The sequence below is a fragment of the Amycolatopsis sp. NPDC051061 genome (assembly GCF_040682935.1).
Classification (GTDB): Bacteria; Actinomycetota; Actinomycetes; order Mycobacteriales; family Pseudonocardiaceae; genus Amycolatopsis.
Genome location: NZ_JBFBBZ010000102.1, coordinates 1 through 13,077, shown reverse-complemented (window position 1 = coordinate 13,077; position 13,077 = coordinate 1). Strand labels below are relative to the sequence as shown.

General features: G+C 71.0%; 15 protein-coding genes. 6 read left to right on the top strand and 9 right to left on the bottom strand.

From position 1 onward, the window contains the following. Nucleotides 1-96: 96 nt before the first annotated feature. Together AB0N03_RS51470 and AB0N03_RS51465 are read right to left on the bottom strand one after the other, a co-directional pair. Nucleotides 97-732: an SRPBCC family protein gene (locus AB0N03_RS51470; protein ID WP_364388777.1), complete on the bottom strand. Its 636-nt coding sequence runs from the start codon at nt 730-732 to the stop codon at nt 97-99. Continuing rightward, complete coding sequence (locus AB0N03_RS51465; protein ID WP_364388775.1) at nt 729-1,076, bottom strand: metalloregulator ArsR/SmtB family transcription factor; 348 nt, start codon at nt 1,074-1,076, stop codon at nt 729-731. Before AB0N03_RS51465 ends, AB0N03_RS51470 begins: the two co-directional genes overlap by 4 nt. A 145-nt stretch (nt 1,077-1,221) precedes the next feature. On the opposite strand from AB0N03_RS51465, the gene AB0N03_RS51460 reads away from it, so the two are divergent. After that, nucleotides 1,222-2,895: a GGDEF domain-containing protein gene (locus AB0N03_RS51460; protein ID WP_364388773.1), complete on the top strand. Its 1,674-nt coding sequence runs from the start codon at nt 1,222-1,224 to the stop codon at nt 2,893-2,895. Here AB0N03_RS51460 and AB0N03_RS51455 read toward each other — a convergent pair. Beyond that, nucleotides 2,892-3,506 (bottom strand): helix-turn-helix domain-containing protein, encoded by a 615-nt coding sequence (locus AB0N03_RS51455; RefSeq protein ID WP_364388771.1) that lies wholly within the window; start codon nt 3,504-3,506, stop codon nt 2,892-2,894. The two genes, AB0N03_RS51460 and AB0N03_RS51455, sit on opposite strands and share 4 nt — an antisense overlap. 41 nt (nt 3,507-3,547) lie before the next feature. Here AB0N03_RS51455 and AB0N03_RS51450 point away from each other — a divergent pair, with 41 nt between their 5' ends. Together AB0N03_RS51450 and AB0N03_RS51445 are read left to right on the top strand one after the other, a co-directional pair. Next, nucleotides 3,548-4,723 carry a nucleotide disphospho-sugar-binding domain-containing protein gene (locus tag AB0N03_RS51450; protein ID WP_364388769.1) on the top strand — a complete coding sequence of 392 codons (1,176 nt, stop codon included), beginning with the start codon at nt 3,548-3,550 and terminating at the stop codon, nt 4,721-4,723. Nucleotides 4,724-4,734: 11 nt separating this feature from the next. Beyond that, complete coding sequence (locus AB0N03_RS51445; RefSeq protein WP_364388767.1) at nt 4,735-5,118, top strand: nuclear transport factor 2 family protein; 384 nt, start codon at nt 4,735-4,737, stop codon at nt 5,116-5,118. Here AB0N03_RS51445 and AB0N03_RS51440 read toward each other — a convergent pair. The 4 genes from AB0N03_RS51440 to AB0N03_RS51425 are packed head-to-tail and all read right to left on the bottom strand — an operon-like array spanning nt 5,115 to nt 8,732. Beyond that, a complete protein-coding gene (locus AB0N03_RS51440; RefSeq protein WP_364388765.1) occupies nt 5,115-6,272 on the bottom strand; it encodes a sulfotransferase in 1,158 nt (385 codons plus the stop codon). The two genes, AB0N03_RS51445 and AB0N03_RS51440, sit on opposite strands and share 4 nt — an antisense overlap. Nucleotides 6,273-6,280: 8 nt before the next feature. After that, entirely contained in the window at nt 6,281-7,069 is a 789-nt protein-coding gene (locus tag AB0N03_RS51435; protein ID WP_364388763.1) for an SDR family oxidoreductase, read from the bottom strand. Continuing rightward, complete coding sequence (locus AB0N03_RS51430; protein ID WP_364388761.1) at nt 7,066-8,256, bottom strand: hypothetical protein; 1,191 nt, start codon at nt 8,254-8,256, stop codon at nt 7,066-7,068. Before AB0N03_RS51430 ends, AB0N03_RS51435 begins: the two co-directional genes overlap by 4 nt. Continuing rightward, entirely contained in the window at nt 8,253-8,732 is a 480-nt protein-coding gene (locus AB0N03_RS51425) for a nuclear transport factor 2 family protein (protein WP_364388759.1), read from the bottom strand. The genes AB0N03_RS51430 and AB0N03_RS51425 overlap by 4 nt, the downstream gene beginning before the upstream one ends. A gap of 39 nt (nt 8,733-8,771) precedes the next feature. Between AB0N03_RS51425 and cysD the strand changes: the two genes are divergently transcribed. The 3 genes from cysD (at nt 8,772) to AB0N03_RS51410 (ending at nt 12,156) form a co-directional block, all read left to right on the top strand. Continuing rightward, entirely contained in the window at nt 8,772-9,704 is a 933-nt protein-coding gene (cysD, locus tag AB0N03_RS51420) for a sulfate adenylyltransferase subunit CysD (protein WP_364388756.1), read from the top strand. Next, complete coding sequence (cysC, locus tag AB0N03_RS51415) at nt 9,704-11,512, top strand: adenylyl-sulfate kinase (RefSeq protein WP_364388754.1); 1,809 nt, start codon at nt 9,704-9,706, stop codon at nt 11,510-11,512. The genes cysD and cysC overlap by 1 nt, the downstream gene beginning before the upstream one ends. A 104-nt stretch (nt 11,513-11,616) precedes the next feature. Further along, nucleotides 11,617-12,156: a hypothetical protein gene (locus tag AB0N03_RS51410; protein WP_364388752.1), complete on the top strand. Its 540-nt coding sequence runs from the start codon at nt 11,617-11,619 to the stop codon at nt 12,154-12,156. Nucleotides 12,157-12,162: 6 nt separating this feature from the next. On the opposite strand, the gene AB0N03_RS51405 is transcribed toward AB0N03_RS51410, so the two are convergent. Together AB0N03_RS51405 and AB0N03_RS51400 are read right to left on the bottom strand one after the other, a co-directional pair. Next, nucleotides 12,163-12,696, bottom strand: coding sequence for an SAM-dependent methyltransferase (locus AB0N03_RS51405; protein ID WP_364388750.1), 534 nt, complete (start codon nt 12,694-12,696; stop codon nt 12,163-12,165). A 47-nt stretch (nt 12,697-12,743) separates the two neighbouring features. After that, nucleotides 12,744-13,077, bottom strand: a 334-nt coding sequence (locus tag AB0N03_RS51400; protein ID WP_364388748.1) for a hypothetical protein, incomplete at its 5' end; no start/stop codon positions are given.

Genomic DNA, 13,077 nt, shown 5'->3' with positions numbered 1-13,077 from the left:
AGATGTCGCAATCCACACCGAACCCGGAGGCCCTCCCTCACGCCAAGATCATCCGATCACGTGTCGCCCCGTACCCAACCTCCGTGGTCAATACAGCTAGGCCTCCGGCGGGGTCGTGTACGCCTTCAGCGTGCGGTCGGCCGCCGCCCGGGCCTTGGCCGGGTCCTCGCCCGCGGCGACGTCGGCCTCGTACCAGGCCTCGTTCGACGCCGTCATGAACCGGATGCCGTCGGCCGACATCATCCAGGCCATCGCGGCCTCCGGGTCGACGGCCGTGCCCGGTGCGGACAGGTGCAGGACCAGGCCGACCAGGGCGCCGTCCCAGCCGATGCCGACCGCGCCCGGACCGAACTCGTCCCAGCGTTCGTCGATGTGCGCGACGTGCTCCAGCTCGAACCGGGTGCCGCCGCCATCCGGGGTCAAGCGGACCTCGATCCAGCTGACGTTGCCGCCGAACTCCCACGTCGCGGCGAAGCTCTTCGGCGGGTCGCAGCGCTCGACCGTGCCGCCGGCGTTGCCCTCCAGCTGGTACTTCCCGCCGAGTTTCAGCTCCCCGCCGACCGGCAGGAACCAGCGCGGGATGCGCTCGGGGTTCGTGCAGGCGTCCCACAGGTCGTCGACGTCGGTGTCGTAGACCTGGCTGATGGTCAGGACGCGGGCTTCCTTGCCCTCGAGCACCCGGTCGCCGAGCGTGCGGCGGACCGCGCTGATCTGGTGGCTGACGTCGATCACGAACCTTCTCCTTCGGTGAGGCGCCGCGCGCGCTTGCCGCGGGCGATTTCGGTGGCCAGTGCGTCGAGTGGCGGGGTCCAGAACCGGCGGAACCGGTCGAGCCAGGCGTCGACGTCGCGCAACGGGTCGTGCCCGACCGCGTACAGCCGCCGCGTCCCTTCCTGGCGGACGACCGCGAAGCCGTTCTCGCGCAGCACTTTCAGGTGCTGCGACACCGCGGGCTGCGAGATGCCGAACTCGGCCCGGATCACCTCGGTCACCGCCCCGGCCGCCCGCTCGCCGTCGGCCAGCAGCTCGAGGATCCGGCGGCGGACCGGATCACCCAGGACGTCGAACGCGTGCACCCGGTCAAACTACAAGTATCAACTTATATAAGTCAACCCTGAACAAGTGGCGGGCGTCACGCTGCGTTACTCCGATTCGGGTATCGGTGGTGAACATCAGTCGACATCGGTTTCGTTTCGCCGCCGGACCCGCGACGATCGGGACGTGACGTCGCCCCGCGCGGTCCGCTTCGCTTTCCAGCCGCTGTACAGCCTCCACACCGGAGGCGTCGTGGCTCAGGAAGCGCTGGCCAGGCCGGACCAGGGCACCGTCCCCGAACTGCTCACCCAGGCCCGCCGCGACGGCCGCCTCGCCCAGGTCGACCTCGGGCTCGCCATCGCCGCCGTCCGGCAGGACGCCGAGAACCCGACGGCTCTCCCCCTGCACCTCAACCTCTCCGCCCGGACCCTCGCCGCGCCGCAGGCGATGTACGACGACCTCCTGGCCGAGCTCGGCGACGCCCGGCGCCGCACCCGCGACGTCGTCCTCGAGATCGGCCCGCCGTTCGCGCCGCTGCCCGCCGACCGCGCGCTCGCCGGGATGCGGACGCTCACCGAGCTCGGCTTCCGGCTCGCGCTCGACGGCCTCGGCCGCGGCGACCTGCCGCTCGGCCTGCTCGTCGAGGCGCCGGTCGACCTGGTCAAGCTCGACCGCACGGTGCTGCGCGGGCTGCCGGACGACCCGGCGTCGGCCGCCATCGTCGAGGCACTGCTGCACTACACCACCCGGACCGACACCCGGCTCGTCGCGACCGGCGTGGAGACCGACGGCCAGCTCGACGCCGTCCGCGACCTCGGCATCCGGATCGCGCAGGGCAGCCTGCTCGCCGCGCCGACCGCCGCCGGCCCCGCGCCCGCGCTGCTCACGCGACCCCGGTCGGCCCCGCGCGCGCCGGGTCCGGCGCAGTGCGTCGGCGACTTCCTCCGCCCGGCCACGACCCTGCCGGAAGCCGCGACCTGCGACGAGGTCCGGGAGGTGCTGGCCGCGGCGGACGCGCCGAGCGGCGTCATCGGGATCGACGAGCTGAACCGGCCGCGCTGGTCGGTCGACCGGACCCGGTTCCTGGTCGCGGTCACCGGCCCGTACGGGCACGCGCTGCACGCGAAGCGCCCGGCCGCGCGGCTGGCGGACACGCCGCACACGATCGAGACCCGCGCGGGCGCGATGGAGTTCCTCGAACTGGTCACCGACGCCGACTGGGGCCGCACCGGCGACGACGTCGTCGTGGTCGACGAGGTCGGCCGCTGCCTCGGCGTGGTGCTGGTGACCGAGGTGGTGCGCGGCGTCGCCGAGGCGAAGGTCGAGGCCGCGGCGGCGCTGAACCCGCTGACCCGGCTGCCGGGCAGTGACACGGTGGCGCGCGACCTCGCCCGCCGGATCACGATCGGCGAGCCGTTCGTCGCCGCGTGGCTGGACATCGACGCGTTCAAGGCGGTCAACGACACGGCCGGGTTCGCCGCGGGCGACGACCTGATCCGCGAGCTGGGCGGCGCGCTCACCGGGCTGACCGGGCAGCTGCGCCGGATGCGGGTCAGCCACGTCGGCGGCGACGACTTCCTGGTGGTCTGCGACGTCGACGAGATCGCGACGGTGGCGGGCGCGCTGCTGGACCGCCACTGGACGGCGGACGGCCTGCCGGTGACGGTCTCGCTGGCGACGCTGGTCTGCGCGAGCGGCTCGATCCGGTCGTACCAGGAGGTTTCGCGGCTGCTGGCGCCGTTGAAGAAGCGCGCGAAGGCGGTGCCGGGGTCGAGCTGGGTGCTCAGCCGGCCAGGCGCGGACCGGGTGGAAGTACTGCGCGGCATCGGCACGCGCGGCCTGCACGCCGCTGCGGGTTAGCGAGTCTGCGGCGGCCCCAGCTGGGCCTGGATCGCCTCGGCGGCCCACGTCACGTAGTCGTCGTGCGGCCAGCCGCAGACGTTCGTCAGGTGGTCGTACGCCTCGTGCGACGTGAGCAGCCCGATCGCGTCCGCCAGCCGGGCCGAAGCCGCGAAGCCCGCCGCTTCCAGCCGGGCCACGATCTCCGCGCGGCGGGCCACCGCCAGCTCCGCGCGGACCGCCGCCACCGCCGGGTCGGCCATCGCCGCCGTCGTGAAGGCACGCCAGATCGGCACCGACCGGCGCACCCCCTCGGCCACGCGCCCGACCACCACCGGCAGATCCGTGGCCGAGCCCACCAGCGCGTCCAGGCTCACCGCGTCCGGATCGCCCGCGAACCCGCCCCGGAACGCGGCGAGCAGCAAGTCCGCCTTGCGTCCGGCCTGCGTCACGGTCTCCAGGCTCACCCCGGCCGCGGCGGCGATCTGCCGCACGCTCGTGCCCGCGTAGCCGCGCTCGGCGAACAGCCGCCCCGCCGTCGCCAGGACGTGCTCCCGGGTGCGCCGGGCGCGGGCCTCGCGCACCGGTGACTCGTAGCGGCGCCGCGCGCCGCCGGATTCCGGTATCGTCATCAATTGGATAGTACAGCGTATCGGTCAATCCAGGGGGAGCCATGACCCGCGTACTCGTGTGCGTACAGCCCGCTCGCGGCCACGTCAGCCCGACCCGGCCGATCGTCGAAGCCCTGCTCGCGGCGAAACACCAGGTCGCCGTCGTCACCGGGGCGCGCTACCGGGAAACCTTCGAGAAGCTCGGTGCCACCGTGAAAGTCCTGCCGCCGGAGGCCGACTTCGACGAAACCGACCTCGACGGCTCGATCCCCGGCCGCGCCGGCCTCAAGGGACTGAAGCTCGCCCGGTTCGAACTCACGAACTTCGTCCGCGCGACGCCCGCCCAGCTGAGCGTCCTGGACCTCGACGTCGACGTCGTCCTGTGCGACCCGCTCTTCATGGCGGGTCTGGCTCTGGTGCGGCGCGAGCAGCGGCCGCGCGTGCTGGTGCTGGGGTTCCTGCCGTTCCTGCCCCCGGTCCCGAGCGGCCCGAACAGCGCGATCCTGAAGGTGCTCGCCCCCTTAGTCCTCGGGCCGGCGCAGCGGCAAGCCCGCGACGTACTGGGCGAGGACCCCGGCATGCGCTTCACCGACTGGCCGTTGCACAGCGACGGCGTGCTGCAGATGACCTGCCCGGGCTTCGAGTACCCGCGCCCCGGCGCGCCGCTGCACTTCATCGGGCCGACGACCGTCAGCGCGGCGAGCGAGCACCCGCTGCCGCCGTGGTGGGGCGACCTCGACGGCTCCCGGCCCCTCGTGCACGTCACCCAGGGAACCGTGGCGAACGACGACCTCGGCCGGCTCGTCGAACCCACGATCGCCGCCCTCGCCGACGAGGACGTGCTGGTCGTCGCGACGACCTGCGGTGGACGGCTGAGCCCGGGCCCGCTGCCGGCCAACGTCCGCGTCGCCGATTTCCTGCCCTACGACGAACTGCTCCCCCGCTGCGCCGCGATGGTCGGCAACGGCGGGTACGGCGGCGTCAACCACGCCCTCCGCTACGGCGTTCCGCTGGTCGTCGTCGGGGCCAGCGAGGACAAGCGCGAGGTGGCCGCCCGCGTCACCTGGTCCGGCGCCGGGATCGGCCGCGCCCGTGCCTCCGCTTCCCCGCGGGCGATCAGGCGGGACGTCCGCGCCGTCCTGGACGAACCGCGCTACCGCGACCGGGCCAAGGAGCTGGCCGCCGAGATCGCGGCCGGCCCGTCGATGGACGACGTCGTCAAGCTGATCACCGCGTAGAGTTTCCCGGCATGGACGTCGAAATCCACGCCGCGATCGAAGAGCACTGGACGGCTTCGGAACGCGGAGACGTCGAGCGCGAGCACGCGATCTACGGCGCCGACGCGATCCTGGACTACCCGCAGTCCGGCGAGCGCTTCCGAGGCCGCGCGAAGATCCAGGCCCAGCGCGGCGGTCATCCGGCCGAGCGCCACTTCACGATCCGCCGCATCCAGGGCGGCGGCGACCTCTGGGTCAGCGAGTGCGTGATTACCTACGACGGCGTGCCAACCCGCACCGTGAGCATCATGGAGTTCGACGGCGGTCTCGTGACCCACGAGACGCAGTACTTCGCCGACCCCTTCCCGGCAGCCCCCTCGCGAGCGGCGCTGGCCGAGCAGATCCCGGCCGACTAGTAGTACGCGCGGAGGTAGCCCGCGAAACGCTCGTCGACCTCCTCGGGCGTCAGGCCGAATTCCTCCAGGGTGTAGCGGTGGGCCGGTTTCCGCTCCCCCGAACGACTCTCCGTGTGCAGCGCGGTCATCGCCGCCCGCGCGTCGCCGGTGAACGTCAGTCCGAAGTGGTCGTACACAGTGGACACCGTGCCGATCGGGTCGGCGACGAAGTCCTCGTACCGGACGTCGCAGAACTGGGCCGCGTCGTACCGCGCGCGGGCCGCGTGGAACTCGTCGGCGCCGCGGGCCCACAGGTCGAGCTGGGACTTGCCGATCACCTCGCCGCGGAACTTCGTCGACCAGCCGTCGGCGGCCTTCTCGGCCAGGCTGCACATCGAGCCCATGATCGTGCGCGGCGCGCGGTGGGTCTGGATCACCAACGCGTCCGGGTACGCCGCCATCAGCGCGTCCAAGGCGAACAGGTGGCTCGGGTTCTTGAGCACCCACCGCTTGCCCGCGTCCGGCAGCCCGATGAGCTGCAGGTTCCGCCGGTGGCGCGCGTAAGCGTCGGTCCAGTCCTGCTTCGCGAGCCAGCGCGAGTAGCGCGGCACGTGCGCGAGGCACTCGAACGACAGCGACCGCATCGACTGGCGCAGCAGCTGCCAGCACTCCTCGACCTGGTCCGCGGACATGTGGTGCACGCCCATGAACTCCGGGTGTTCGACGTGGTGGCGTTCGTAGCCGGCCTGGATCCCCTGGTACACCGGGTTGCCCGCCCACGTCTCCCGCGGCGGCCGCGGCTGCGGGACCTCGGCGAGCCAGACCTCCAGGCCCTGGTGTCCCGGGTCCTCGGCGAGCAGCCGGTGCAGCGCCGTCGTGCCGGTGCGCGGCAGGCCGGTGACGAAGATCGGCCGCTCGATCGCCACCGACGCGGACGCCGGGTGCTGCTTCCAGCCCGCTTCACTGAGCAGCCGGGCGACGAGCGCGCCGCGCAGCATCGCCCGGTGCACCTTGTTGCCGAACGGCGTGAGGTCCTCGTCGGCCTCGTACGACTCCAGCAGCACGCGCAGGCCTTCGACGTACTCGTCATCGCCGAAGTCGCCGAGCCCGGTGAGTTTGGTGGCCGACGCGTGCAGGTCCTCGACGGTGCCGACGTCTTCGCGGCCGGGGAGCATGGATCCTCCTAGTGGTGGTACTCGCCGCCGTTGACGTCGAGGCACTGCCCGGTGATCGCACGCGCCATCGACGAGGCGAGGAACACGACGGCGTCGGCGATTTCGTCGGGCTCCGGCAGCTTCCGCAAGTCTATTGTGGACGCGGTCTCGGCGTAGACCTCTTCCGGTGTGATGCCGCGTTCCTTGGCGAGGTAGGTGAAGTACCACTTGAGGTTCGGCGCCCAGATGTAGCCCGGCGCGATGGTGTTGACGCGCACGCCGTCCGGGCCGAGTTCGCTGGCGAGGCTCTGCGAGAGCGACAGCAGCGCCGACTTCGCCATCTTGTACGCGCCGAACGTGCGCCGCGAGTGCCGCAGCACCGCCGAGTTGATCATCACCAGCGAGCCCTTGCTCTCCTTGAGCGCGGGCAGGAACAGCCGCGTCAGCCGCAGCACCGAAATCCCGGCCGTTTCGAACCCGGCCCGGACGGCGTCGAGGTCCACCGTGGCCAGATCGGTCAGCGGCGGGACGGCGAAGGCGTTGTGCACCACCGTGTCGACCCGGCCGAAGGCCTCGACCGCCTCGCTCACGAGGTTCGCGGCGGAGTCCTCGTCGTCGATGTCGGTCCGGACCGCGACGGCACGTCGTCCGAGGTCCGTGACCTCCTTCGCGACTTCGGTGAGCCGTGACTCGGTGCGCGCCGCGAGAACGACGTCAGCTCCCGCCATGGCGCTGCGCACGGCGATCGACCGGCCGAGTCCCGGGCCGATGCCCGAAACCACGACCACCTTGCCCTGCAACAGGTTCTCCACGCTCACCCCAGCATCCGGGCGGCAACGGCGTCCTGCCGGGCCGCGATTCGCGCCGACCACTCGGCGGGCGTCACCCGCGCTTGGTCGAAAAACGGCAGCCGGTCGGGCAGTTCGTCCACCTTGACGACCTCGACGACCGGGCCGTCGTCCGGCCCGAGGTCGCGCGCGAGCCGCTGCCAGCGGATCTGGACGTACCCGCGGTCGTGCCCGGTGCGCTCCAGCCAGTTCGCCACGCCGGGGTCGCGTTCACTGATGACGAACCGGATCTTGCCGTCCGGGTCGACGCGGGCCTGGTCGGCGGTGAGGCTCGTCTGGTGGTTGATGTAGTCGAGCGAGACGTACCAGAGGCTGCCGAGCTGGATGCCCTGGTACGGCGCGTCGGCACAGCGGGGCACCGTGACGATCATCGCCTCTTCGTCGCCCAGCTCGTAGTGCCCGGCCGAGGAGAACTGCGTGGTCAGGCCGCCCGGCGTCGAGCGCGGCTCGGTCATCGTGTTCACCGGCAGGTTGTCGTAGAACCACTTCGGGAAGGCCAGGAACGTCTTGAGCCGGCTCAGCAGGATCTTGCCGGTGACGCCGTAGCGCTTCGCGAGCGCCGAGCGGTCCGGCACCGGGGGCGCCTGGCCCGCCGTGTCGACGCACCGGATGCGGATCTCGCCGCGCTTCTCGGTCGCCCAGTCGCTGTGGACCTCGCGGACGACGAGCATCGACGAGCCCTCGCCCAGGACGAAATAGTTCGGGCCCGGGTTCTCGCGAGCCGGGCCGAAGCGCAGCTCGAACCGGCCGTCTTCGCCGATCTCGATGGCGCGGTCGTCGAACGCGGCGAGACTGTCGGGCACCACCACCGGCGAGTAGTCGCCGTTGAGGATCTGGAAGCTCAGGTCGGCGGTGGTCCCGCGGACGCCGGTGACGAGGTACTCGTGGTCGGCGCGGATGTTCGCGTTGAAGTACAGCGTGTCCGGGTTGTCCAGGCCCATCTTCGTGTACGGCCCGGTGGACGCCGTGAAGTACGGGAAGTCGCGCTGGTAGGCCCACGCCATCTGCAGCGACGCGCGAATGCTCCCGGCGAGGTAGTCGTAGCCCTCCAGGAGGCCCTGCTCGGTCTGCGCCGGCGGCGCTTGCGCGATCAGCTTCTCGGCCTCGGCGATCGCGTCGGCGAACGACCGGGTCAACGAGAACTCGTTCTCGATCATGCCGGAACGGCCCAGCGGTTCGCGAGCAGCCGGAAGCCCGGGTCGTCCGCCCACGAGAGCATCGACTCATACGTCCGGACGTACCCGATGTGCGTCATCCGCCAGGCGCCGTCGGCCTCGCGGCGGTAGGTGTCCTCGTAGAACGCGGCGCCCTCGATGATCACCTTGTGCTCGGGCACGATGACCTTGTCGGTGAACGACCACCGCCCCGTCGCGGTGTCGCCGTCGACCTCGATCTCGGGCTGACCTGCGTGGTGGACGGTGATGATGCCGTTGCCGAGGCTCTCGGTGAGGAACGCGACGATGGCGTCACGCCCCTCGAAGTGCTTCCCGTCTTCACCGGTCGCACGGGTCCCGTAGTCGGCCGTGGCGTCGGCGGTGAAGGTGTCGGCCACCTCGTCCCACTGCTTCAGGTCGACCGCGCGGAGGTAGCGGTACTTCAGCCGGCGGATCTCTTCGAGTACGACCAGGTCCATGCCCCCAGGGTCCCGCACCGCTTGACCGATGACAAGAACATGTTCTACTTTTTTCCGGTGTCCGTGACCTCGTACGAGCTCTCGCACCTGGCCGCGCTCGAAGCGGAGGCCGTGCACGTCTTCCGTGAGGTCGCGGCGACCTTCGAGCGCCCCGTCCTGCTGTTCTCCGGCGGCAAGGACTCGGTGGTGATGCTGCACGCCGCCGCGAAGGCGTTCTGGCCGGCGCCGCTGCCCTTCCCGGTGCTGCACGTCGACACCGGCCACAACTTCGACGAGGTCCTGCGGTTCCGCGACGAGACCGTCGCCGCGTCGAACCTCCGGCTGGAGGTGGCGAGCGTGCAGGACGACCTCGACGCCGGCCGCGTCGTCGAGGAGACCGGCCCGGGAGCCAGCCGCAACCGGCTGCAGACGGTCACGCTGCTGCGGGCCATCCGCGAAGGCGGCTTCGACGCCGTGTTCGGCGGCGCTCGCCGCGACGAGGAGAAGGCTCGCGCGAAGGAACGCGTGTTCAGCTTCCGCGACGAGCACGGCCAGTGGGACCCGCGGGCGCAGCGCCCGGAGCTGTGGAACCTCTACAACGGGCGGCACCGGCGCGGCGAACACATCCGCGTGTTCCCGCTGTCGAACTGGACCGAGCTGGACATCTGGCAGTACATCCGCGACGAGCGGATCGCCTTGCCGCCGTTGTACTACGCCCACCGGCGCCCGGTCGTCCAGCGCGACGGCATGCTGCTGGCGGCGACGCGGTTCCTGTCCCTTGTGGACGGCGAGAAGCCGTACGAGGCGACCGTGCGCTTCCGGACCGTCGGCGACGCCACGTGCACCGGCTGCGTCGAGTCGTCGGCGGCGACCCCGTCCGAAGTGGTCGCCGAGGTGGCCGCGACGCGCGTCACCGAACGCGGTGCGACACGTGCGGACGACCGCATTTCCGAAGCAGGCATGGAAGACCGCAAGCGGGAAGGCTACTTCTGATGCAGCTGCTGCGGATCGCCACGGCGGGCAGCGTGGACGACGGCAAGTCCACGTTGATCGGCCGGCTGCTGTTCGACTCGAAGGCGATCTTCACCGACCAGCTCGCCGCTGTGGAACGCGCCAGCCGGGAGCGCGGCGAGGACTACCCGGACCTCGCGCTGCTCACCGACGGCCTGCGCGCCGAACGCGAGCAGGGCATCACGATCGACGTCGCCCACCGCTACTTCGCCACGCCCAAGCGGAAGTTCATCATCGCGGACACGCCGGGGCACCTGCAGTACACGCGGAACATGGTGACCGGCGCGTCGACGGCCGACCTGGCGCTGGTCCTGGTCGACGCGCGCAAGGGCGTCCTCGAGCAGTCGCGGCGGCACGCGTTCCTCGCGTCGCTGCTCGGGATCGGGCACCTGGTCGTGTGCGTGAACAAGATGGACCTCGTCGACTGGTCGCAGGAGCGGTTCGAGGAGATCCGCGAGGACTTCCGCCGGTTCGCGATGAAGCTGGACGTCGCCGACCTGACGTTCGTGCCGGTTTCGGCGCTGCACGGCGACAACGTCGTCCACCGCAGCGCGAGCATGCCCTGGTACGAAGGGACTTCGCTGCTGCACCAGCTGGAAGAGGTGCACGTCGCGTCCGACCGCAACCTGATCGACGCGCGGTTCCCGGTGCAGTACGTGATCCGCCGGTCGGACTTCCGCGGCTACGCGGGCACCATCGCCGGCGGGGTGTTCAAGCCGGGCGACGAGGTCGTGGCGCTGCCGTCGGGGATCACCTCCCGGGTGCGCGCGGTGTGGGGCCCGGGCGGGACGCCCCTCTCCGAAGCCTTCACCGGCCAAGCGGTGACGGTCGAGCTGGCCGACGACCTCGACCTGGGCCGGGGCGCGATGCTGTGCCGGCCCGGCAACCGCGCGGAGTCGGCCCGCGAGGTGGACGCGCTGGTGTGCTGGTTCTCGTCGCGGTCTTCGCTGACACCGGGTGCCTCCTACGTCGTCCGGCACACGACCACCGAGACGCGGGGGACGGTGGAGCGGCTGGAGTACCGCCTCGATGTGACGACCCTGCACCGCGACTCCGCGGAGTCGTTGTCCCTGAACGACATCGGCCGGATCCGGCTGCGCACGCGCGCGCCGCTGCTGTTCGACCCGTACCGCCGCAACCGCGCCACGGGCGGGTTCCTGCTGGTGGACGAGCACACGGGCGACACGGTCGCGGCGGGCATGATCACCGGCGCGGTCGCGTCTCCCGTCGTCTGGCACACCGCGGCGGTCCGCCGCGAAGACCGCCCGACCCGCGGCGCGACGGTGTGGCTGACCGGGCTGTCGGCGTCGGGCAAGTCGTCGGTGGCGGTGGAGCTGGAGCGCCGCCTGGTCGCGGCGGGCCGCCCGGCGTACCTCCTGGACGGCGACAACCTGCGCCACGGGCTGAACGCGGGCTTGGGCTTCAGCCCCGAGGACCGCGCGGAGAACGTCCGGCGGGTGGCGGAGGTGGCCCGCCTGTTCGCGGACGCGGGCGTGGTGGCGATCGCGTCGCTGATCAGCCCTTATGCGTCGGACCGGGCCCGGGCCCGTGAGGTGCACGCCGACCTTCCGTTCGTGGAGGTGTTCGTCGACACGCCGTTGGCGATGTGCGAGGCGCGGGACCCGAAGGGGATGTACGCGAAGGCGCGGGCCGGCGAGATCCGTGGGTTCACGGGGATCGACGCACCTTACGAGCGGCCGACCGCGCCGGACCTGACGCTGCGCCCAGGAGACGGCGACCCGGCCACCATGGCGGCGGCGATCCAGGCGCTCCTGGACGACCTCACCTAGGGTGTGCCCTTTTTGGCCACGGAGTTACGTCGGAAGCATGTGCGTCACAGATCGTTTTGTGGTCTGATACCCCCGTTAGCCCGTTTGGCGTAGAGGGGGAGTCAGTGAAAAGCGTGGTTTGGTGGTCTGTCGGCCTGCTGTTCGGACTGGGCTTGGTGGCGCTCGGCCTGTTCGGTTCCGGGGATCCGAGCGCCAAGGTGCTGTGCGGCAGCGAAGAGATGCGACCGGGGCAGACCTGCGACCGGACCCAGTACGGCCAGACGTCCAGCGAGACCTACGAAGAGAAACGCCAGGAATCGATCGACAGCGCGAACACCTTCAAGAACGGCGGCCGGTGGGTCACGTTCGGAATCGGCGCGGGCATCGGGGCCCTGTGCGGCTGGCGGCTGGTCGTCGCGGTCCGGCGCCGGGCCGGCCAGGGATCCGGCCCGGTCCCTCAGGCCGTGCCCGCCCAGCAGCCCGGCTTCGTTCCGGCGCCGGGATACGCGCCGCAGGGATTCCGGCAGCACCCCGGATTCCCGCTGCAGCCGGGACACCAGCAGCAACCGGGGTTTCCGCAGCAGCAGGGATCCGCGCCGCCGCAGGGGTATCAGCAGGCCCCGCCGCCGAGCTACCAGCCGCCGCGCGGGCCGTACCAGCAGTAGCAGCTCCTAGCCGGCTTCGAGGACGAAGAACAGGAAGCTCGGGAAGGTGTCGAGGAGCGCGAAGTCGTCCGGGAACAGCTCACGGGCTTCCGCGGTGGGGTGGGGTTCGCCGATGACGGAGATCCGGAAGCCGGCGGCGGTGAAGGCGTCGGTCATCGCGTGCAGCGGCCGGTTCCAGAAGGTCATCCGCGCGGTCCGGCCGTGCAGGTCGAATTCGTCGGTCCAGGTGTACCGCTCGAAGTAGCCGGGCCGCGGCCCGGCCTGGCGATGCGTGAGGTTGACCATGAAGGGATGGTTGACCGAGGCGATCAGCCGGCCCCCGGTCTTGAGCACCCGCCGCAGCTCGGCGAGGGCCGGCTTCCAGTCCTCCAGGTAGGGCAGCGGGCCCGAGCCACAGCCCGCGTCGAGAATCCGCCGCCCGGCCACGTCCCCGGCGAGCTCCAGCGTCGCGGGCCGTTCGTAGTGGGCGTTCATGAGACTGGTCTCGTTCTCGGCGGTGTAGGCCTCGGCGAAGTCGTCGTATGGGGCACCGGCAGTCATACGGCCCGTCCTGCCCGAACTAATCCGCGGGCGTCACAAAGCCCGGATCAGAGCAGCCTCCGGTTTCGCAGCAGCTCGACGACATAGACGACCAGCAGACAAGCCACGACGACAAGAACAGGAATGCTCGCAACGAACGTGCTCCCTGCAGACAAAGCCAGTGGGACTGCGACGATGGCGGGAGCGACGGCGATCAAGATCAACGGCAGATGATACGGAACCAGTCTCTGCAGCAATCGGATGTCCGGGTCGCCCATACCTTCGTGCCAGCCGACGAACCCAGTGAATCGGTAACTGTTCAGGCCATTTCCGGGACTTGAGCGTGACTGTGGGATGATCTTGTTGTGGGAGAAGGTGTCCGTCCTTCGTATGATGAGCTGG

Excerpts from the sequence above, each read along its gene's own strand:
- AB0N03_RS51455 (WP_364388771.1), bottom strand. The coding sequence starts at position 3,506 with ATGACGATACCGGAATCCGGCGGCGCGCGGCGCCGCTACGAGTCACCG.
- AB0N03_RS51450 (WP_364388769.1), top strand. The coding sequence starts at position 3,548 with ATGACCCGCGTACTCGTGTGCGTACAGCCCGCTCGCGGCCACGTCAGC.
- AB0N03_RS51445 (WP_364388767.1), top strand. The coding sequence starts at position 4,735 with ATGGACGTCGAAATCCACGCCGCGATCGAAGAGCACTGGACGGCTTCG.
- AB0N03_RS51440 (WP_364388765.1), bottom strand. The coding sequence starts at position 6,272 with ATGCTCCCCGGCCGCGAAGACGTCGGCACCGTCGAGGACCTGCACGCG.
- AB0N03_RS51430 (WP_364388761.1), bottom strand. The coding sequence starts at position 8,256 with ATGATCGAGAACGAGTTCTCGTTGACCCGGTCGTTCGCCGACGCGATC.
- AB0N03_RS51425 (WP_364388759.1), bottom strand. The coding sequence starts at position 8,732 with ATGGACCTGGTCGTACTCGAAGAGATCCGCCGGCTGAAGTACCGCTAC.
- cysD (WP_364388756.1), top strand. The coding sequence starts at position 8,772 with ATGTTCTACTTTTTTCCGGTGTCCGTGACCTCGTACGAGCTCTCGCAC.
- cysC (WP_364388754.1), top strand. The coding sequence starts at position 9,704 with ATGCAGCTGCTGCGGATCGCCACGGCGGGCAGCGTGGACGACGGCAAG.
- AB0N03_RS51405 (WP_364388750.1), bottom strand. The coding sequence starts at position 12,696 with ATGACTGCCGGTGCCCCATACGACGACTTCGCCGAGGCCTACACCGCC.